This is a genomic window from Pseudomonas sp. H3_E07 (assembly GCF_054668895.1).
On the sequence record NZ_CP162795.1, the window covers coordinates 2,759,807 to 2,780,512 of the forward strand.

Below are 20,706 nucleotides of genomic sequence, written 5' to 3' on the forward strand. Positions count from 1 at the left end.
TTATGGTCAGGAGCCGGTATCTTTCCCACATTGGTATCGAGGACTTTCAATGGGTTAACCGCCCATTGTTCCCAGCGTATAGAGAGATCCGAGGGCTCGATGAATCTGCGCACAATTCTTCAGATTCAAAGACCGGCCGGACGGCTGCCGCACTCTTCAAATGAAAGGACCCACCCATGCGTGTCGCAATACTGGATGACGAACCCGCGGAACTGCGCCGGGTGGAACAGACACTGCGACAAATCCCCAGCACCGCCGAACAGCCCTGGACGCTGCATTGCTTCGAACGTGGTGAAGACCTGCTTCGTCAATTGCGCCGGGAAACCTTCGACCTGTTGATACTCGACTGGCAACTGCCGGATATCACCGGCATCGCATTGCTCCGCTGGACCCGCGAACACATGGAATCCCCGCCTGCTGTCATCATGCTCACCAGCCGTGATGCCGAGAGCGACATCGTCACCGCGCTCAACAGTGGCGCGGATGATTACGTCAGCAAACCGTTTCGCCCCAATGAACTGAAAGCACGGGTTACGGCGGTGCTGCGTCGGCATGGCCTGCAGAAGTCTGCTAGCCATGAAGTGCAAAGCTTCAACGACTTGACCTTTGACGATGCCGAATTGACGGTGACCCGAGCGGGAAAACCCATCAACCTCACAGAACGGGAGTATCGCTTGGCTAGCTGTCTGTTTGCCAACCTGGCGCGACCGCTGTCTCGCGAGTACCTCTACGAGCGATTCTGGACCCATGAAGAAATGGTGTCTTCACGGCCGCTGGATACACATATCTACCGGTTAAGAAACAAACTCGGGCTGACGGCGGACCGAGGTTGGCAGTTACTGACCATCTATGGGTATGGTTATCGATTGGAGAGTGTGGCGGCCGCTTCTCAAAGTTAGTGTGCTGATGTTCCACGTGGAGCATTTTAAAAATCAACGTGTTTTACCCAATAAAAAAGGCCAACGTTTAAGCGTTGGCCTTTTTAGTTTGACGGGCTTACCGGGATCAGAAGTCCAGGTTGGAAACCGCCAGGGCATTGCTCTCGATGAAGTCACGACGAGGCTCGACCGCATCACCCATGAGGGTGTTGAAGATCTGGTCTGCGCCAATGGCGTCTTCGATGGTCACACGCAACATGCGACGCTGAGCAGGGTCCATGGTGGTTTCCCACAGCTGATCCGGGTTCATTTCACCCAGACCTTTGTATCGCTGGATGGTGTGACGTTTGGTGCTTTCCGCCATCAGCCAGTCGAGGGCTTCCTTGAATTCCTTGACCTGCTTCTTGCGTTCGCCACGCTGAATATAAGCGCCGTCGTCCAACAGGGTGCTCAGTTGAGCGCCCAGCGTTACCACGGTCTTATAGTCATTGCTGCCGAAGAAGTCACGGTTGAACGTGACGTAGTTCGACAGACCGTGGGAGATCAGTTCGACCTCAGGCAGCCACACGTTACGTTCACGGTCTTCTCGCAGGCTGGCCTTGTACACCAGACCAGACTTCTCGACGGTACGCAGGCGCACCTCGTACTGAGCCAGCCAATCTTGCATCGCTGCGTGATCGCCCAATTGCTCAAGGCTGACAGCCGGCAGGTAGATGAAGTGCTCGGTCAATTCCTGAGGGTACAGACGCGACAGGCGCTTGAGGGTCTTCATCACCATGCGGAAGTCGTTTACCAGACGTTCCAGCGACTCACCGGAAATGCCCGGCGCTTCGTCGTTCAAGTGCAGGCTGGCATCTTCCAGAGCCGACTGCGTCATGTACTCTTCCATGGCGTCGTCGTCTTTGATGTATTGCTCTTGCTTGCCTTTTTTCACTTTGTACAACGGCGGCTGAGCGATGTAGATGTAGCCACGCTCGATCAACTCCGGCAACTGACGGAAGAAGAACGTCAGCAGCAGCGTACGAATGTGCGAACCGTCGACGTCAGCATCGGTCATGATGATGATGTTGTGATAGCGCAACTTGTCGATGTTGTACTCGTCGCGGCCGATACCGCAGCCCAACGCCGTGATCAAGGTGCCGACTTCCTGGGAGGAAATCATCTTGTCGAAGCGAGCCTTCTCGACGTTGAGGATCTTGCCTTTCAACGGCAGGATGGCTTGGGTGCGACGGTTACGACCCTGCTTGGCGGAACCGCCAGCAGAGTCACCTTCCACCAGGTACAGTTCGGAGAGGGCAGGGTCCTTCTCTTGGCAGTCAGCCAGTTTGCCTGGCAAGCCTGCGATATCCAGCGCGCCTTTGCGACGAGTCATCTCACGGGCTTTACGCGCCGCTTCACGAGCACGCGCGGCGTCGATCATCTTGCCGACAACCAGCTTGGCTTCGTTCGGGTTCTCCAGCAGGAAGTCGGAGAAGTACTTGCCCATCTCCTGTTCCACCGCAGTCTTCACTTCGGAAGACACCAGCTTGTCTTTGGTCTGAGAGCTGAACTTCGGATCAGGTACTTTTACCGAGATAATCGCGGTCAGGCCTTCACGGGCATCGTCACCGGTGGTGGCGACTTTGTGCTTTTTGGCCAGGCCTTCGGCTTCAATGTAGGTGTTCAGGTTACGCGTCAGTGCGGAACGGAATCCCACCAGGTGAGTACCACCGTCGCGCTGAGGAATGTTGTTGGTGAAGCACAACAGGTTCTCGTTGAAGCTGTCGTTCCACTGCAGAGCGATTTCCACGCCGATGCCGTCTTCACGCTGAATGTTGAAGTGGAACACCTGGTTGACCGCGGTCTTGTTGGTGTTCAGGTATTCAACGAATGCGCGCAGGCCACCTTCATACTTGAACAGCTCTTCCTTACCGCTGCGCTCATCCTTGAGGACAATACCCACACCGGAGTTCAGGAAGGACAGTTCACGAATACGCTTGGCCAGGATGTCCCAGCTAAAGTGGATATTCTTGAAGGTCTCAGCCGATGGCTTGAAGTGGATCTGCGTACCGGTGGTTTCACTGTCACCGACGATTTTCATCGGTTCTTTTGGAACACCGTGAACGTAGGTCTGTTCCCAGATCTTGCCACTGCGGCGAACAGTCAGGATCAACTCTTCAGAAAGAGCGTTCACTACCGAAACGCCCACACCGTGCAGACCGCCGGAAACTTTATAGGAGTTGTCGTCGAACTTACCGCCGGCGTGGAGCACGGTCATGATGACCTCTGCTGCCGAAACGCCTTCTTCTTTGTGTACGTCTACCGGAATGCCGCGACCATTGTCGCGCACGGTAATAGACTCATCCGGGTGGATGATGATGCTGATGTCGTCGCAGTGACCGGCCAGAGCTTCGTCGATGGAGTTGTCGACCACCTCGAACACCATGTGGTGCAGACCGCTACCGTCATCAGTGTCGCCAATGTACATACCGGGACGTTTGCGTACGGCATCCAAACCTTTCAGCACTTTAATGCTGGTCGAGTCGTACGTGTTTTCTTCGCTCATGCCTTCACTCCCGATGGTCGTGGGTCTGGGTGATACGGCCTTGTTCCACGTGGAACAAAGCGACTGGCGTTTCCGTCTGCCAGCCTTCCCTCAATAATTCGTGGTCTACACAGGTGATAAACACCTGGCAGCGTAATTCTTCCAACAAGCGACATAACGCGCGGCGGTGTTGTTCATCGAGCTCCGACGGCAAGTCATCCACCAGATAAATACACTGACCGCGCCGGGCCTGGCTAACCAGATGGCCCTGGGCGATGCGCAATGCACACACCACCAACTTCTGCTGACCACGGGACAAAATATCCGCGGCATTGTGAGCGCCTAGTCTAAGACGCAAATCAGCCCGTTGGGGTCCGGCCTGGGTATGGCCAATTTGCTGATCCCGCTGCAAGGACGTCGCGAGCACTGCACTCAGCTCACGTTCTTTGTCCCAGCCACGGTAGTAACTCAGCGTCAGCCCTTCGAGTTCCAGCAACTCACTCAAGGTCTGCTCAAAGACTGGTTTCAAGGCTTTGATATAAGCACGGCGGTATTCATCTATTTCGTCGCTGGCCAGGCACAGTTCCCGGTCCCAGGCCGCTTGCGAAGCGGCGTCAAGTGTACCATGCCGCAGCCATGAGTTCCGCTGCCGCAGGGCCTTCTGCAGGCGCTGCCAAGTGGCCATGAATCGCGGTTCCACGTGGAACACTCCCCAATCGAGGAACTGCCTGCGGATTTTTGGCGCGCCTTCCAATAGGCGGAAACTGTCGGGGTTGATCAATTGCAGCGGCAGGATCTCTGCCAGCTGCGCAGCACTGCGCGCGTTTTGCCCGTCAATGCGAATCTGGAACTCTCCGCCGCGATCACGGGATATCCCCAGGCTGCTGTGCCCACCTTCAGCGAGTTCGACTTGGCCAAACACTGTGCACGCCAACTGCTCGTACTGGATAACCGGTAACAAGCGAGCGCTGCGGAAGGAACGAGCGAGCCCCAGCAGGTGAATGGCTTCCAGCACGCTGGTTTTGCCACTGCCGTTGGCGCCGTGGAGGATATTGATGCGGGGAGAGGGGGAGAAGGTCACCGGGTGCAGATTGCGCACCGCGGTGACCGAGACGCGACTGAGGGACATCTAGCTTCTGCTGAGCATGATTACAGGCGCATCGGCATGACAACATACGCCGAGTCGTCATTGTCGGATTCCTGTACCAGCGCGCTGCTGTTGGAGTCCGACAGAATCAGGCGAACCTGTTCGGTGGTCATCACACCCAGTACGTCCAGCAGGTAGCTCACGTTGAAGCCGATTTCCAGGGAACCGCCGTTGTAGTCGACGCCCACTTCTTCTTCCGCTTCTTCCTGCTCCGGGTTGTTCGCCTGGATTTTCAGCTGACCGTTGGCCAGTTGCAGACGGATACCCCGGTACTTCTCGTTGGACAGAATCGCGGTACGGCTGAACGCTTCACGCAGCGCTTGACGATCCCCCAGCACCAACTTGTCGCCACCTTTGGGCAGCACACGCTCGTAATCCGGGAACTTGCCATCAACCAGCTTGGAGGTGAAGGTGAACTCGCCGGTGGTCGCGCGAATGTGGTGTTGACCCAACACAATGCTGACGTTGCCTTCCGGCTCGGTAAGCAGGCGCGCCAGCTCAAGAATACCTTTGCGCGGCACGATCACCTGGTGACGGTCCGGCTGACCGATATCGGCGCGCATAGAGCACATAGCCAGACGGTGACCGTCGGTTGCCACGGCGCGAATGATGCCTTCCGAGACTTCCAGCAGCATGCCGTTGAGGTAGTAACGCACGTCTTGCTGAGCCATGGCGAAGCTTGTGCGCTCGATCAAACGACGCAGCTTGCTCTGCTCCAGGCTGCAGGTCAGCGAGCCTGGGCCTTCTTCCACTGTCGGGAAATCATTGGCCGGCAGGGTGGACAGGGTGAAGCGGCTGCGACCCGCCTTGACCACCAACTTCGCCTCATCAACCTTGATGTCGATCAGCGCGTCGTTAGGCAGGCTTTTGCAGATGTCCATCAGCTTGCGCGCGGGTACGGTGATCTCGCCCGGTTCGGCGGGCTCTTCCAGCTGCACACGACCCACCAGCTCGACTTCCAGGTCAGTACCGGTCAAGGACAATTGCTGGCCTTCGACTACCAGCAATACGTTGGAAAGCACCGGCAAGGTCTGTCGGCGCTCGACGACGCCTGCGACCAGTTGCAGGGGTTTCAACAGGGCTTCGCGTTGAATGGTGAAATGCATGGTCTAGTCCCTTGCCTTAATAAGCTGCGCTGGTGTCATCACGTTGTCAGTGTACGCAGCAGGTTCTTGTAGTCCTCGCGAATATCCGCGTCGGATTCCTTAAGTTCATTGATCTTGCGGCACGCGTGCAAGACCGTGGTGTGGTCGCGTCCGCCAAACACATCACCGATTTCCGGCAGGCTGTGGTTGGTCAACTCCTTGGAGAGGGCCATGGCCACCTGACGGGGGCGTGCCACCGAGCGCGAGCGGCGCTTGGACAGCAGGTCGGAAATCTTGATCTTGTAGTACTCGGCCACGGTGCGCTGGATGTTATCCACACTCACCAGTTTGTCCTGCAGTGCCAGCAAGTCCTTCAGGGATTCGCGAATCAGCTCGATGGTGATATCGCGGCCCATGAAGTGAGAGTGAGCGATGACCCGCTTGAGTGCACCTTCCAGCTCACGCACGTTGGAGCGAATGCGTTGAGCGATGAAGAACGCCGCATCGTGGGGCAGGTCGACCTTGGCCTGGTCGGCTTTTTTCATCAGGATCGCGACGCGGGTTTCCAGCTCCGGCGGCTCTACCGCAACGGTCAAGCCCCAGCCGAAGCGCGATTTCAAGCGTTCTTCCAGGCCTTCGATTTCTTTTGGATAACGGTCACTGGTCAAGATGACCTGCTGGCCACCTTCGAGCAGGGCGTTGAAGGTGTGGAAGAACTCTTCCTGGGAGCGCTCTTTGCGGGCAAAAAATTGAATGTCGTCGATCAGCAACGCATCAACCGAGCGGTAGAACCGCTTGAACTCGTTGATTGCGTTGAGCTGCAACGCCTTGACCATGTCAGCCACGAAGCGCTCCGAATGCAGGTACACGACCTTGGCATTCGGATTCTTCTTTAATAGGTGGTTACCCACAGCGTGCATCAAGTGGGTCTTACCCAAGCCAACGCCACCATAAAGGAAGAGTGGGTTGTAACCATGCTTGGGGTTATCGGCTACCTGCCAGGCGGCAGCACGGGCCAGCTGGTTGGATTTACCTTCGACGAAGTTCTCAAAGGTAAAGGTGCGGTTCAGGTAGCTGGTGTGCTTGAGCGCGCCTTCGACCTGCACGGTGCGCTGTTCGGCGCGTACCGGAGCTTGCTGGGAGGCCGCGCCTGCCATCGGATCAAAGCTGTCGCGGGACGGCTCTTCATTCTCTGGTGCATTTTTTTGCGCAGACGACTTGGAGGGCGCAGGAGCAGGAGACGGCGCACTGACAGCCGGTGCCGCTGCCGCCTGGGCTTGCGACGCAGCCGCCGCCAGAGGCGCATTCGGCGCAGCACGAGGCGCCGAGCTACGTTTGCTGCCTATTAATAAGGAGAGCACGGGCGCGAGGCCGTTGCCATGTTCATCGAGCAATTCGAGAACGCGGCTCAGGTACTTCTCGTTGACCCAGTCAAGAACAAACCGATTGGGCGCGTAGACACGCAACTCGTCGCCTTCGGCTTCGACCTGTAGCGGACGGATCCAGGTGTTGAATTGCTGGGCAGGCAGCTCTTCGCGCAAAAGCTCCACGCACTGCTGCCAAAGTTCCACTGACACGGATATCCCCTAAGTTGAAAGCCGGTGAGGCAAAAACAGCCGCCATTGTAGCGGCGAGCCGCCCACTTATCCACATGTAGGTTGATCACAGGCCAGCCAAAATCAACGTCTTAACAGCAATAAAGGCGACCAATGGTCTGTGCATAAGCTCTGTGGATAAGCGCCCTTGAGGTCGTTGTACAAGTGGGGTCAAAAGTCTGTGGGTAACTGGCCTGTGGATAACTCGCCATTCCACACACAGCTTATCCGACAGCGCAGCACAGGCAGAGCACCGTTTCTCCCCCGTGTTGTCATTCTCTGTACATCAGGTGGAACAAGGCCTCAATGCAGTTATCCACAGATGATTGCCTGCCTAGCTTTTATAAGCTTTACAGAAAAGCTTTAAATAACTTCCTTCTTTATTTTTATATCTATGCCACGAGCCAAGAAAGCCAAGCGGACAGAAAAAGGTAAATGACCGGTAGATATCTAATTAAAGGAAAAGCTGGTTGGAAATTGACCTAGAGGCTTGCTTTCTCTAGAATCGCCGGTCTCTTAAAACGGGGGCCATTCCGGCCCGTTGTGGACGAACCAGGTAACAACGCCATGAAACGTACTTTCCAACCAAGCACCATCAAACGCGCCCGTACCCACGGCTTCCGTGCTCGCATGGCCACCAAGAACGGCCGTGCTGTCCTGTCGCGTCGCCGCGCCAAAGGTCGTGCGCGTCTGGCAGTTTGATAATCCGGTACTGGTGGTGAGTCAGGACTTCAGTCGGGAAAAGCGTCTGCTAACCCCCCGGCATTTCAAGGCAGTCTTTGACTCCCCCACCGGCAAGGTTCCGGGGAAAAATCTCCTGCTCCTTGCGCGTAACAACGATCTTGATCACCCCCGTCTCGGGTTGGTGATCGGCAAGAAGAGCGTAAAGCTCTCCGTTGAGCGCAATCGCCTCAAGCGTCTGATGCGCGAATCGTTTCGCCTCCACCAGGACACTCTGGTTGGTTGGGATATTGTTATCGTCGCGCGCAAAGGCTTGGGTGATGTAGAAAACCCCGAATTGATTCAGCATTTCGGCAAGCTCTGGAAACGTCTGGCGCGTACCAACAAACCAGCTCCAGCGGCCAACGCCGAAACTGTAGGGGTAGACAGCACTGATGCGTAAACTGGCCCTCGTTCCGATCCAGTTTTATCGCTATGCCATTAGTCCTCTGATGGCCAGCCACTGTCGTTTCTACCCCAGTTGTTCCTGCTACGCGTTAGAGGCCATAGAAAATCATGGTCTTCTGCGCGGTGGCTGGCTGACCTTTCGTCGTTTAGGTCGCTGTCATCCGTGGAATCCCGGTGGTTATGACCCGGTTCCGCCTATCCCTACCTCCCGTTCTTCTTCGATGGCCGAGTAATCATGGATATTAAACGCACGATCCTGATCGTCGCCCTGGCAATCGTGTCCTACGTCATGGTTCTTAAGTGGAACCAGGACTACGGCCAAGCTGCCCTGCCGACTCAGAATGTTGCTACCAATCAGGCTGCGCCGGCTATTCCGGACACCCCGCTGGGTAACAATGCGTCCGCGAGTGCCGATGTTCCCAGCGCGAATGGCGAGACAAGCGCCCCTTTAGAGACGCCAGTGGTCACCAATAAAGACCTCATCCACGTCAAAACGGATGTGCTCGACCTGGCTATCGACCCACAAGGTGGTGATATCGCGCAGTTGAAACTGCCGCTGTATCCACGTCGCCAAGACCATCCGGATGTTCCGTTCCAACTGTTCGATAACGGTGGTGAACGTACTTATCTGGCGCAAAGCGGCCTGACCGGCACCAACGGTCCGGATGCTCGTGCTACCGGTCGTCCGGTTTATTCGACCGAACAGAAGACTTATCAACTGGCTGATGGCCAGAACCAGTTGAACGTCGACCTGAAATTCAGCCTCGACGGCGTCAACTACATCAAGCGCTTCAGCTTTACCCGTGGTCTGTACGACTTGAAGGTCACTTACCTGATCGACAACGAAAGCGACAAGCCATGGAGCGGCAACCTGTTTGCCCAGCTCAAGCGTGATGCCAGCTCCGATCCTTCTTCCAGCACTGCCACCGGCACCGCGACTTACCTGGGCGCCGCCCTGTGGACAAGTAGCGAGCCGTACAAAAAAGTGTCGATGAAAGATATCGACAAGGGCTCGCTGAAAGAAACTGTCCAAGGTGGTTGGGTAGCTTGGCTGCAACACTACTTCGTGACTGCCTGGATCCCGAGCAAAGGTGAAGCCAACCTGGTTCAAACCCGCAAGGACAGCCAAGGTAACTACATCATTGGTTTTACTGGCCCGGCGTTGACCGTCGCGCCAGGTGCCAAGGCTGAAACCAGTGCCACTCTGTACGCCGGTCCGAAAAGCCAGGCCGTACTGAAAGAGTTGTCCCCAGGTCTGGAACTGACTGTGGATTACGGCTTCCTGTGGTTCATTGCTCAGCCGATTTTCTGGTTGCTGCAACATATCCACAGCATTGTGGGTAACTGGGGCTTCTCGATCATCTTCCTCACCATGCTGATCAAGGGGATCTTCTTCCCTCTGTCGGCAGCCAGCTACAAGTCGATGGCGCGCATGCGTGCCGTGGCTCCGAAACTGGCGGCGCTGAAAGAACAACATGGCGACGACCGGCAGAAAATGTCGCAGGCCATGATGGAGCTGTACAAGAAAGAGAAGATCAACCCGCTGGGTGGATGCTTGCCGATTCTGGTGCAGATGCCGGTATTCCTGTCGCTGTACTGGGTACTGCTGGAAAGCGTGGAAATGCGTCAGGCACCGTTCATGCTGTGGATAACTGACCTGTCGATCAAAGACCCGTTCTTTATCCTGCCGATCATCATGGGCGCGACCATGTTTATCCAGCAGCGTCTGAACCCGACTCCGCCGGATCCGATGCAGGCCAAGGTAATGAAAATGATGCCAATCATCTTCACCTTCTTCTTCCTGTGGTTCCCTGCTGGTCTGGTGCTGTACTGGGTGGTCAACAACGTGTTGTCGATCTCTCAACAGTGGTACATCACACGTAAAATCGAAGCGGCTACCGCGAAAGCCTCTGCGTAATTTACTCTGTGGATAACCACTCAAGACGCCCCCTAGTGGGGCGTTTTGCTTTCCGTCACTTTAATTCTGGAACCTGCTGATGAGCGCTCCCCGTGAAACCATCGCTGCTGTCGCTACCGCTCAGGGTCGCGGCGGTGTCGGTATCGTTCGTATCTCTGGACCGCTTGCGAGTGTGGCAGCCAAGGCCATCAGTGGCCGTGAGCTGAAGCCGCGCTACGCCCATTACGGCCAGTTCCTGGATGCTGACGACAGTGTGCTGGATGAAGGCCTGGCTATCTATTTCCCGGGGCCGAACTCATTCACAGGCGAAGATGTCCTGGAATTACAGGGGCACGGCGGCCCGGTTGTACTGGATATGTTGTTGCAGCGCTGCCTGCAATTGGGCTGCCGCTTGGCGCGTCCAGGGGAATTCAGTGAGCGCGCCTTCCTGAACGACAAACTCGACCTGGCCCAGGCCGAAGCCATCGCTGATTTGATCGAAGCCAGTTCGGCACAGGCGGCACGCAATGCACTGCGCTCGCTGCAGGGCGCTTTTTCCCTGCGTGTGCATAACTTGACCGAGCAGTTGATCAGCCTGCGCATCTACGTCGAGGCAGCGATTGATTTCCCGGAGGAGGAAATTGACTTTCTCGCCGATGGCCACGTGTTGGCCATGCTGGATAAAGTGCGCGAAGAGTTATCCACAGTGCTGCGCGAAGCTGGGCAGGGCGCACTGCTACGTGACGGCATGACGGTGGTGATCGCTGGGCGACCTAACGCCGGCAAATCCAGCTTGCTCAATGCGCTGGCGGGGCGTGAAGCCGCTATCGTTACCGAGATTGCCGGCACCACTCGGGATATCCTGCGTGAACATATCCACATCGACGGCATGCCACTGCACGTGGTCGATACCGCCGGCTTGCGCGATACCGAAGACCAGGTGGAAAAGATCGGGGTGGAACGCGCGCTCAAAGCCATCGGCGAAGCGGACAGGGTGCTGCTGGTGGTCGATGCCACGGCGCCCGAAGCGATGGATCCTTTTGCATTGTGGCCGGAATTCCTCGAGCAACGTCCGGACCCGGCGAAAGTCACCTTGATTCGCAACAAAGCCGACCTGACGGGCGAAGCCATTGCGATGGAAACCAGCGCGGATGGCCATGTCACCATCAGCCTCAGCGCCAAGGCGGCGGGAGAAGGCCTGGAATTGCTGCGCGAGCACCTCAAGGCCTGCATGGGCTACGAGCAAACCTCGGAAAGCAGCTTCAGCGCGCGCCGCAGGCACCTGGAGGCGTTGCGCCATGCGAGCGCGGCGTTGGAGCACGGCCGGGCCCAGCTGACGCTGGCGGGGGCAGGGGAGCTGCTGGCTGAGGATCTGCGTCAGGCACAGCAGCTGTTGGGTGAAATCACCGGTGCATTCAGCTCCGATGATTTGTTAGGGCGGATCTTTTCCAGCTTTTGCATCGGCAAATAGCCAAGTTATCCACAGTCTCTGTGGGCACTGGCGGCCTGAAGAACATCTGGATTCTTCAGGCCGTTATCCATCACCAGTTGTACGAAACCGTCCCAAGCAGCGTACGGCTGTCGCCCCAATAGCAGCGGCCCGCATCGTTGCAACCAGATACATATTCCTTGTCGAACAGGTTCTTGGCGTTCACGTCCACAGACCAGTGTTTGTCGATCTGATAACCAACGGCTGCGTCCACCAGGGTGACGCTTCCTGCGTCCAGCTTCCCGTAAAGCGTTGGTGCCGTGTAGGAGAACGTGCTGTCGAAATACCGCACGCCGCCGCCCAGGGACAAGCCTTTGAGCTGACCATCGAGGAAACGGTATTTGCCCCACACTGAGGCCTGGTTGCGTGGAACCCCCGTCATTTGGCGGCCCTCGACCAGCGATGTCGCCGAGTCCTTGGTAATCCGAGCGTCAGTGTAGGTGTAGGCCGCTGTCACATTCAGGTTGGGTGTGATGTTGCTGTTCACCTCGACTTCCGCACCTTTGGCGCGGCTCTCGCCCACCTGGCGGTAGCTGTTGGTGGTGGCGTCCAGGTAGGTGTCGTCTTCCTTGCGCAAGTCATACACCGACAGGGTCATCGCCGTATCCCAGCCGATCGGTTCGTATTTCACACCCACTTCGTACTGGCTGCTGGTAATCGGCTTTAACGGTGAACCCGCGTTGGAGATCTGCTGCACAGGCACGAATGCGGTGGAGTAGCTGACATACGGCGTGAGGCCATTGTCGAACTGGTACATCACCCCGCCTTGGTAAGTGAACTTGCGGTCTTCCGAGCGGGTGTTGCTGGCTTTGTTGACCTTGTCGCGGAAATCGCTGTCGACCCAATCCTGACGGCCACCCAGCAGGAACAACCAATGGTCATACTTGCTTTGGACCTGTGCATAAACGCCCTTCATTTGCTGTTCGAGCAAGGTGTTTTGCACGGCCACTGGGGTAAGCGGATCGCGCAGGTACACGGGGTTATACACATTGATGGTGCCGGCGAAGCCTGCGTCCCAATCCTGGTTGAAAGAGGTGCGGTCGTAACTGGCACCGAACAGCACTGTATTTTCCAGGGCACCGACCTGGAATTTGCCTTCCAACTGGTTATCCAGGGAATAGACCATCGACTTGTTATAGCGGTCGTAGGCGGTCATGTTCAGTTGAGTACCGAAACCGCGGTTGTTCAGCGTGCTGGGCCAGGTCTCATGGCGGTTGATGCGCGACTGCATATAGCGCGAGTTCTGACGGAACTGCCAATCATCGTTGAAGCTATGGCTGAATTCGTAGCCGGTGCTCCAGGCTTCACGTTCGAACGTATTCCAATCCGGATCGCCGAGCATGGTGTGCTTGGACAGCTTGCCATTGGGATTTGTAAGCAAGGTGCCAGCGGCCGGTAGGCCAAGTTCGAGGTTGGTGTGGTCCTTCTGGTAATTGGCCAACAGCGTGAGGGTGTTGTAATCGTCGAAATTCAGGGTCAGTGAGGGGGCGATATACAGGCGATCATCGGGCACATGGTCAGTCTGCGTGTCGGACTTACGCCCGAGCATTACAACGCGACCAAGAATGTTGTCGCTGTCGTTGAGCGGCCCCGAGATATCCACACCCAATTGACGGCGATTATTCGAGCCATAACCCAGCTGCACTTCACCTTGCGGCGTCGCAGTAGGGTGTTTGCTCACCAGATTCACCAAACCACCGGGCGCGTTTTCGCCGTAGAGCAGGGAAGAGGGGCCACGGAAGATTTCGACCCGTTCCAGGCCATAGGGCTCACTGGTGGTGTCGTACCGATTGCCTTGTACGCGCAGGCCATCTCGCAGCAGACCGTAGCCGTAATCCGTGGCATTGAAACCGCGAATGAAGAATAAATCACCCGCCAGACCATCGCCGGCAGCAAAAGGTGGCGCGAAGATACCTGGCACGTAACCCAATACTTCGGTCAGGGTCTGCGACTTCTGGTCCTTGATGCGCTGGCCGGTCACGACCGATACCGAACGCGGTGTTTCCGACAGAGGTGTGCTGGTCTTGGTACCAATACGGCTATTTTGCGCCTTGTAGCCCACATCCCCGGCAATCTCTTGATTGAAACCCGCCTGTTGATAAGTGCTGACGGTGGTAGGCGCGAGCGTGAGTTGCCCTGCGGGAATAGCCTGCAGGACATAACTGCCAGGCGCCTGGGTGACGGCTTGCAACCCCGTGTTCTGCAACAACAGGGCAAAGCCTTGCTCCACCGAATAGTCACCTTCCAGCCCAGTCGTGTTCAAACGCGCAGTTTGCTGGGGCGAGAACGACAAGATCACATTCGCCCTGGCGGCAAACTGGCTCAAGGCATTGTCCAGGGGACCCGCGGCAATGATGTAATGCTGCACCGCGCTGGCGGCCATGGCATCAGTAGAGAGCACAACCCCAGCGGTGGCTGCCGTGCCGAGCAGGAGGCTGCAGGTCATACCGTGGTAGGAAAGTCGCTGGCGGAGCTTGGGAGGAAGGCGCATAGGTGGATAAGCCCTGAAGGTGGCGTCGTGATTACCTGTAGGGCCGTTCCAGGTAAAAAAAAGATAACCCCTTGTGCGATTTTTTTTGCGATCAACCGATTCGTTTCACCGAAACCCAATAACGAGTGAAGTACTTCACCTGGATCGGCAGGGTTGCCTGCAGGTTGGCCAGTACTGCGTCGGTAGAATCCAGGCGGAAGGTCCCGGAAACACGTAGACGTGCCGAAGCCAAGTCGCATTGCAGGACACCCGTACGGTAGCGGGCGAGGTCTTCGATCACATCTCCGAGGCGAGCGTCCAAGACGATCAGTTGGCCATCAACCCAGGCCGCCTGTGACCCGCTATACACACGGTCCAGTCCCACGTTTTGGCGATCAAAGTCAGCGCTTTCCCCGGCCCCAAGCAGTCGTGCGTGGTTAGGTTGGTCCCCTGGCGACACGCTCACCCGATCCTCCAGGACGCCGACGCGCGTGGCGTCTGGCAACTGGCGCACAGTGAACGTGGTGCCCAACGCTTGGACTCGGCCTTGGCGGGTCTCGACATAAAACGGTGTCTGCCCACCCAATTTCCCAGTGTGGATAAGTACTTCACCTTCGCGCAGGCGCACCAATCGCTGGCGCCCGTCGAACACCACGTCAATCGCTGTGCGGGTATTAAGATCAATCCGCGTGCCATCGGCCAGTTCGATGCGCCGGCGTTCCCCCACAGACGTACGGTAGTCAGCCCACACATTGCCCAGGGGCGTGTGCTGCTGGAGATTCCAGCCGAGGTACCCAGTACCGCCGAGCACCAGCATCCACTTCAGTACCTGGCGACGTTGCTGGGAGGTCGACAATGCGCGGCGGGTGAAGTCCTGCGGCAGTGCGCCAAGGCTGCGCTGCAGTTGTTCCATCTGGTTCCACGCGGCCTGATGGGACGGATCGCCGTTGAGCCATTGTTGCCAGGCCAAGCGTTCGGCAGCGGTAGGCACTTGGGATTGAAACTGTACATACCAAGTGGCAGCGGCCTCAAAGGTCTTGCGATCGGGGTTCGCCATTACAGGCTGGCCATGATCAGTGAGCATTCAGTCAATGCACGGATCATGTGCTTCTTCACCGTGGTCAATGACACCTGCAGTTCATCCGCGATCTGTTGATAAGTCAGGCCCTCGATCTGCGACAGCATGAAGATCCGCCGAGCTCGCTCGCCGAGCCCGGCCAAGGCTTTATCCACGGCCACCAGTGTCTCGATGATGATGGCTTTGTCTTCTTCACTGATGGCCGTGGCGTCAGGCCGTTCGGCCAAGGTTTGCTTGTAGGCCTGCTCGATGGCATGCCGACGGTAACGATCAATCACCAGGCCCCTGGCGATGGTCGCCAGGTAGTCACGTGGTTCAAGGATCTGCGCCGCATGTCGCCCACCCAAGATACGCACGAACGTATCGTGCGCCACGTCGGCCGCATCGCAGGCGTTATGCAACTTGCCTTTGAGCCACCCATGCAACCAGGAATGGTGCTGCTCGTAGATGTTCTGGACCGCAGCCGTGTGTGAAGAAGGGGACATAGGGCATGACAAAGTGGGTTAATGATAATCGCTATTATTAACTGCCCCGCTGTTTTCTCACAATAGATCTCTTTTTTGGCTGTGCTTACTACCGGGTGGGAGATTTCGGATGGCTTCGTCGTGGACGAAATACCCAGGGGTGTGGCGATTTATGTGGATTAAGCCCTGTGAATAACCGCCTCTGTGCCCAGTTGATAACAGGCCCTGAAACCTGAGTAAAAACCCCTCTGTGGATAACCATCGCTTTAATCCACAGGCTTAAAGCACTTATCCAAGGGCCTCATTGGCACATGACCACAGACTTTTGAGTCTCTGTACACGAAGGAAATAGGGGCCTGTAGAGATCTATCCACAGAAAGGTTGCTCAGTATAAATAAACATAAAAACAAAGATTTAATAAATTTCTCTCTTTTAATTTCTATTGTCTGTGATTCATCCACAGCTGGTTAAATTTTGTGCAAAGGGTTCTTTAGGAAGGGCTAAGTCCCTATACTTGCCGCCAAAGCTCTAAAACTCTTTCAACAGACAATTCCTGATTACCTACATAAGCAGGCACGAGGTGCGTGGTGGATTTCCCTTCCCGTTTTGAAGTGATCGTCATCGGCGGCGGTCATGCCGGTACCGAGGCAGCACTGGCGTCAGCACGCATGGGCGTAAAAACCCTGTTGTTGACGCACAACGTGGAAACCCTCGGAGCAATGAGTTGCAACCCTGCCATCGGTGGGATCGGCAAAAGTCACCTGGTCAAGGAAATCGATGCCCTTGGCGGCGTGATGGCCATGGCTACCGATAAGGGTGGTATTCAATTTCGTGTGCTCAACAGTCGCAAAGGCCCGGCCGTACGTGCTACCCGTGCTCAAGCAGACCGCATCCTGTACAAGGCTGCCGTGCGCGAAACCCTGGAAAACCAGCCGAACCTGTGGATATTTCAACAAGCAGCGGATGACCTGATCGTCGAACAAGACCAGGTACGCGGTGTTGTCACCCAAATGGGCCTGCGGTTCTTCGCAGAATCCGTGGTGTTGACCACCGGTACGTTCCTCGGCGGACTTATCCACATTGGTATGCAGAACTATTCCGGCGGTCGCGCCGGTGACCCGCCGTCGATTGCCCTGGCAAAACGCCTGCGTGAATTGCCACTGCGTGTCGGCCGCCTGAAAACCGGGACCCCGCCGCGAATCGATGGGCGTTCCGTGGATTTCTCGGTGATGACCGAACAGGCCGGCGATACGCCGATCCCGGTCATGTCGTTCATGGGGTCCAAAGCGCAGCACCCGAAACAGGTGAGTTGCTGGATTACCCACACCAATGCCCGCACCCACGAGATCATTGCCGCGAACCTCGACCGTTCGCCGATGTATTCCGGGGTAATCGAAGGCATCGGCCCGCGTTATTGCCCGTCGATCGAAGACAAGATCCACCGCTTTGCCGACAAGGAAAGCCACCAGGTCTTCATCGAGCCCGAAGGCTTGACCACTCACGAGCTGTACCCGAACGGAATATCCACGTCCTTGCCGTTCGACGTGCAGATCCAGATCGTGCAGTCGATCCGCGGCATGGAAAACGCGCACATCGTGCGTCCGGGCTACGCCATCGAATACGACTACTTCGACCCCCGCGACCTGAAGTACAGCCTGGAAACCAAAGTCATTGGCGGTCTGTTCTTCGCCGGGCAAATCAACGGCACCACCGGTTACGAAGAAGCCGGCGCCCAAGGTTTGCTGGCCGGAACCAACGCTGCGCTGCGTGCGCAAGGCAAAGACAGCTGGTGCCCGCGTCGCGACGAAGCGTACATCGGTGTATTGGTCGATGACCTGATTACCCTGGGCACCCAGGAACCGTACCGGATGTTCACTTCCCGGGCGGAATACCGTTTGATCCTGCGCGAAGACAACGCCGACCTGCGCCTGACCGAAAAAGGTCGTGAACTTGGGCTGGTCGATGATGTGCGTTGGGAAGCCTTCTGCAAAAAACGTGAAAGCATTGCATTGGAAGAGCAGCGCCTGAAAAGCACCTGGGTTCGCCCGGGGACTGAACAAGGCGATGCGATCGCTGAAAAATTCGGCACGCCGCTGACCCACGAGTACAACTTGCTCAACCTGCTGTCACGTCCGGAAATCGACTACGCTGGTCTGGTCGAAGTGACCGGCCAGGGCGCAGAAGATCCACAGGTCGCCGAGCAGGTCGAAATCAAGACCAAATACGCCGGTTACATTGACCGCCAACAGGACGAGATCGCTCGCCTGCGCGCCAGTGAAGACACCAAGCTGCCTGCGGACATCGATTACACCGGGATTTCCGGGCTGTCGAAAGAAATCCAAAGCAAGCTGGGGATAACTCGGCCGGAAACCCTGGGGCAGGCTTCACGTATCCCAGGCGTCACCCCGGCGGCGATATCGCTGCTGATGATTCATTTGAAAAAACGCGGCGCGGGCCGTCAGTTGGAGCAAAGCGCTTGAGTTCGTTGGTCACCTCGCAACACGCCGAAGAGTTATCCACAGGTGCACGCCAGTTGGGCGTCGACCTGACCCCGGCCCAGCATGAATTGCTACTGGGCTATCTGGCCCTGTTGATCAAATGGAACAAGGCTTACAACCTGACAGCGGTGCGTGATCCCGACGAAATGGTGTCCCGTCACTTGCTCGACAGCTTGAGCGTGATGCCATTCATCGAAAACGGCCGTTGGTTGGACGTTGGCAGTGGCGGCGGCATGCCTGGCATTCCGTTGGCCATCCTGTTTCCCGGCTCCCAAGTGACCTGCCTGGACAGCAACGGCAAGAAAACCCGCTTCCTGACTCAGGTCAAACTCGAACTCAAGCTGGATAACCTGCAGGTTATCCACAGTCGTGTCGAAGCCTTCACGCCTGAACAGCCTTTCACCGGAATTGTTTCCAGGGCATTCAGCAGCATGGAGAACTTCAGCAACTGGACTCGCCATCTTGGCGACCGCGACACCCGCTGGCTGGCAATGAAGGGCGTCCATCCAAGCGATGAGCTGTTAGCATTGCCGGCAGACTTCCACCTCGATAGCGAACACGCCTTGGCTGTACCCGGTTGCCAAGGCCAACGCCATCTGCTGATACTGCGCCGCACGGCATGATTGGGAACACAAGCAAGAATGGCTAAGGTATTCGCGATAGCGAACCAGAAAGGTGGCGTGGGCAAAACCACCACCTGCATCAACCTCGCAGCATCCCTGGTCGCGACCAAGCGCCGGGTGCTGTTGATCGATCTCGATCCACAGGGCAACGCCACCATGGGTAGCGGTGTGGATAAACACGGCCTGGAAAACTCGGTCTACGACTTGCTGATTGGCGAGTGCGACCTGGCCCAGGCCATGCACTATTCCGAACACGGTGGTTATCAACTGCTGCCGGCCAACCGCGATTTGACCGCGGCGGAAGTGGTGCTGCTGGAAATGCAGATGAAAGAAAGCCGTCTGCGCAGCGCCTTGGCGCCAATCCGTGAGAATTACGACTACATTTTGATCGACTGCCCGCCGTCACTGTCGATGCTGACCTTGAACGCGTTGGTGGCCGCCGATGGTGTGATTATCCCCATGCAGTGCGAGTACTACGCGCTGGAAGGTCTGAGCGACCTTGTGGATAACATCAAGCGCATCGCCGAGTTGCTCAACCCGAACTTGCAGATCGAAGGCCTGTTGCGGACCATGTTCGACCCACGCCTGAGCCTGATGAACGATGTGTCGGCGCAACTCAAGGAACACTTCGGTGATCAGTTGTACGACACGGTGATCCCGCGCAACATCCGTTTGGCCGAAGCCCCGAGCTACGGCATGCCGGCCCTGGCCTACGACAAGCAATCCCGTGGCGCCATTGCCTACCTGGCGCTGGCCGGCGAGATGGTTCGTCGCCAACGCCGCAACTCACGCACCGCTGCAGCCCAGCCAACTTAAGGAATCCCCATGGCCGTCAAGAAACGAGGTCTCGGACGTGGACTGGATGCACTGTTGAGTGGTCCGACCGTCACATCGCTTGAAGAACAAGCGGTGCAGGCCGACGAGCGCGAGCTGCAACACCTGCCGTTGGACCTGATCCAGCGCGGCAAATATCAGCCGCGCCGCGACATGGACCCCCAGGCACTGGAAGAACTGGCCAATTCGATCAAGGCCCAGGGTGTGATGCAGCCGATCGTGGTGCGCCCGATTGGTGGCGGCCGCTTTGAAATCATCGCCGGCGAGCGCCGCTGGCGTGCGAGCCAGCAGGCTGGCAAGGAAACCATTCCGGCGATGGTGCGCGATGTGCCGGATGAAACCGCCATCGCCATGGCGCTGATCGAGAACATCCAGCGCGAAGACCTCAACCCGATCGAAGAAGCGATCGCTCTGCAGCGTTTGCAGCAAGAGTTCCAGCTGACCCAGCAACAAGTGGCCGAGGCGGTGGGTAAATCCCGCGTGACCGTGTCCAACTTGTTGCGCCTGATCGCGTTGCCGGAAGTCATCAAGACCATGTTGTCCCACGGCGACCTGGAGATGGGTCACGCCCGTGCTTTGCTCGGTTTACCGGAAAATCAACAGGTTGAAGGGGCGCGACACGTTGTCGCACGAGGGCTCACCGTTCGCCAGACCGAGGCGCTGGTTCGCCAGTGGCTCAGCGGTAAACCTGCACCGGTCGAAACGGTTAAACCTGATCCGGATATCGCTCGTCTCGAGCAGCGCCTGGCCGAGCGCCTGGGCTCTGCGGTGCAAATTCGCCACGGTAAGAAAGGCAAAGGGCAATTGGTCATCGGATATAACTCCCTCGACGAGCTTCAAGGCGTCCTTGCCCACATCCGTTGAAACATTCACTGAAACATTTGCTCATGTAGCGCGTGATCGGAAATCACTACCCGACAGTTGAATAGGGGCAGAACCGCCCCTATACTCTGCGCGCATTTTGTCGGCACAAATTATGCCAAGTTATTGATATCC

Annotated in this window: 17 protein-coding genes; 10 read left to right on the plus strand and 7 right to left on the minus strand. The window is 57.0% G+C overall.

Annotated elements, in window-relative coordinates:
• The first annotated feature begins 176 nt into the window (after positions 1–176).
• Positions 177–899 carry a response regulator transcription factor gene (locus AB4O08_RS12495; RefSeq protein WP_010207724.1) on the plus strand — a complete coding sequence of 241 codons (723 nt, stop codon included), beginning with the start codon at positions 177–179 and terminating at the stop codon, positions 897–899.
• Positions 900–1,005: 106 nt separating this feature from the next.
• Here AB4O08_RS12495 and gyrB read toward each other — a convergent pair whose 3' ends face one another.
• Genes gyrB through dnaA form a run of 4 tightly spaced genes read right to left on the minus strand, consistent with a single transcriptional unit; the run spans position 1,006 to position 7,211 of the window.
• Complete coding sequence (gene gyrB / locus AB4O08_RS12500; protein ID WP_010207722.1) at positions 1,006–3,423, minus strand: DNA topoisomerase (ATP-hydrolyzing) subunit B; 2,418 nt, start codon at positions 3,421–3,423, stop codon at positions 1,006–1,008.
• A 4-nt stretch (positions 3,424–3,427) separates the two neighbouring features.
• Positions 3,428–4,531: a DNA replication/repair protein RecF gene (recF, locus tag AB4O08_RS12505; protein WP_021491432.1), complete on the minus strand. Its 1,104-nt coding sequence runs from the start codon at positions 4,529–4,531 to the stop codon at positions 3,428–3,430.
• A 20-nt stretch (positions 4,532–4,551) separates the two neighbouring features.
• Positions 4,552–5,655, minus strand: a complete 1,104-nt coding sequence (gene dnaN / locus AB4O08_RS12510; RefSeq protein WP_010207719.1) for a DNA polymerase III subunit beta — start codon at positions 5,653–5,655, stop codon at positions 4,552–4,554.
• A 38-nt stretch (positions 5,656–5,693) separates the two neighbouring features.
• Positions 5,694–7,211 carry a chromosomal replication initiator protein DnaA gene (dnaA, locus tag AB4O08_RS12515; protein WP_010207718.1) on the minus strand — a complete coding sequence of 506 codons (1,518 nt, stop codon included), beginning with the start codon at positions 7,209–7,211 and terminating at the stop codon, positions 5,694–5,696.
• A gap of 585 nt (positions 7,212–7,796) precedes the next feature.
• Here dnaA and rpmH point away from each other — a divergent pair.
• The 5 genes from rpmH to mnmE all read left to right on the plus strand — a co-directional run bounded on the left by rpmH (position 7,797) and on the right by mnmE (position 11,725).
• A complete protein-coding gene (rpmH, locus tag AB4O08_RS12520; RefSeq protein WP_003213577.1) occupies positions 7,797–7,931 on the plus strand; it encodes a 50S ribosomal protein L34 in 135 nt (44 codons plus the stop codon).
• A 16-nt stretch (positions 7,932–7,947) separates the two neighbouring features.
• Positions 7,948–8,352: a ribonuclease P protein component gene (rnpA, locus tag AB4O08_RS12525; RefSeq protein ID WP_029529038.1), complete on the plus strand. Its 405-nt coding sequence runs from the start codon at positions 7,948–7,950 to the stop codon at positions 8,350–8,352.
• Complete coding sequence (gene yidD / locus AB4O08_RS12530; protein ID WP_010207715.1) at positions 8,345–8,590, plus strand: membrane protein insertion efficiency factor YidD; 246 nt, start codon at positions 8,345–8,347, stop codon at positions 8,588–8,590. Before rnpA ends, yidD begins: the two co-directional genes overlap by 8 nt.
• A gap of 2 nt (positions 8,591–8,592) precedes the next feature.
• Positions 8,593–10,275 carry a membrane protein insertase YidC gene (gene yidC, locus AB4O08_RS12535; protein ID WP_021491434.1) on the plus strand — a complete coding sequence of 561 codons (1,683 nt, stop codon included), beginning with the start codon at positions 8,593–8,595 and terminating at the stop codon, positions 10,273–10,275.
• Between the two features lie 79 nt (positions 10,276–10,354).
• Positions 10,355–11,725, plus strand: coding sequence for a tRNA uridine-5-carboxymethylaminomethyl(34) synthesis GTPase MnmE (gene mnmE / locus AB4O08_RS12540; RefSeq protein WP_042571104.1), 1,371 nt, complete (start codon positions 10,355–10,357; stop codon positions 11,723–11,725).
• A gap of 70 nt (positions 11,726–11,795) precedes the next feature.
• Here the strand turns inward: mnmE and AB4O08_RS12545 are convergent, their stop codons facing one another.
• The 3 genes from AB4O08_RS12545 to AB4O08_RS12555 form a co-directional block, all read right to left on the minus strand.
• Positions 11,796–14,234, minus strand: a complete 2,439-nt coding sequence (locus AB4O08_RS12545) for a TonB-dependent siderophore receptor (protein WP_236266759.1) — start codon at positions 14,232–14,234, stop codon at positions 11,796–11,798.
• Positions 14,235–14,325: 91 nt separating this feature from the next.
• Complete coding sequence (locus AB4O08_RS12550; RefSeq protein ID WP_431480272.1) at positions 14,326–15,270, minus strand: FecR domain-containing protein; 945 nt, start codon at positions 15,268–15,270, stop codon at positions 14,326–14,328.
• Positions 15,270–15,776 carry a sigma-70 family RNA polymerase sigma factor gene (locus AB4O08_RS12555; RefSeq protein ID WP_034110486.1) on the minus strand — a complete coding sequence of 169 codons (507 nt, stop codon included), beginning with the start codon at positions 15,774–15,776 and terminating at the stop codon, positions 15,270–15,272. Before AB4O08_RS12555 ends, AB4O08_RS12550 begins: the two co-directional genes overlap by 1 nt.
• A 566-nt stretch (positions 15,777–16,342) precedes the next feature.
• Here AB4O08_RS12555 and mnmG point away from each other — a divergent pair.
• The 4 genes from mnmG to AB4O08_RS12575 are packed head-to-tail and all read left to right on the plus strand — an operon-like array spanning position 16,343 to position 20,574.
• Positions 16,343–18,235 (plus strand): tRNA uridine-5-carboxymethylaminomethyl(34) synthesis enzyme MnmG, encoded by a 1,893-nt coding sequence (gene mnmG / locus AB4O08_RS12560; RefSeq protein WP_010207706.1) that lies wholly within the window; start codon positions 16,343–16,345, stop codon positions 18,233–18,235.
• The gene (gene rsmG, locus AB4O08_RS12565) at positions 18,232–18,876 is read left to right on the plus strand and encodes a 16S rRNA (guanine(527)-N(7))-methyltransferase RsmG (protein ID WP_038454092.1); all 645 of its coding nucleotides are present in this window, start codon (positions 18,232–18,234) and stop codon (positions 18,874–18,876) included. Before mnmG ends, rsmG begins: the two co-directional genes overlap by 4 nt.
• An 18-nt stretch (positions 18,877–18,894) precedes the next feature.
• Complete coding sequence (locus AB4O08_RS12570) at positions 18,895–19,692, plus strand: ParA family protein (protein ID WP_010207696.1); 798 nt, start codon at positions 18,895–18,897, stop codon at positions 19,690–19,692.
• Between the two features lie 9 nt (positions 19,693–19,701).
• A complete protein-coding gene (locus tag AB4O08_RS12575; protein WP_010207694.1) occupies positions 19,702–20,574 on the plus strand; it encodes a ParB/RepB/Spo0J family partition protein in 873 nt (290 codons plus the stop codon).
• Positions 20,575–20,706: the final 132 nt, after the last annotated feature.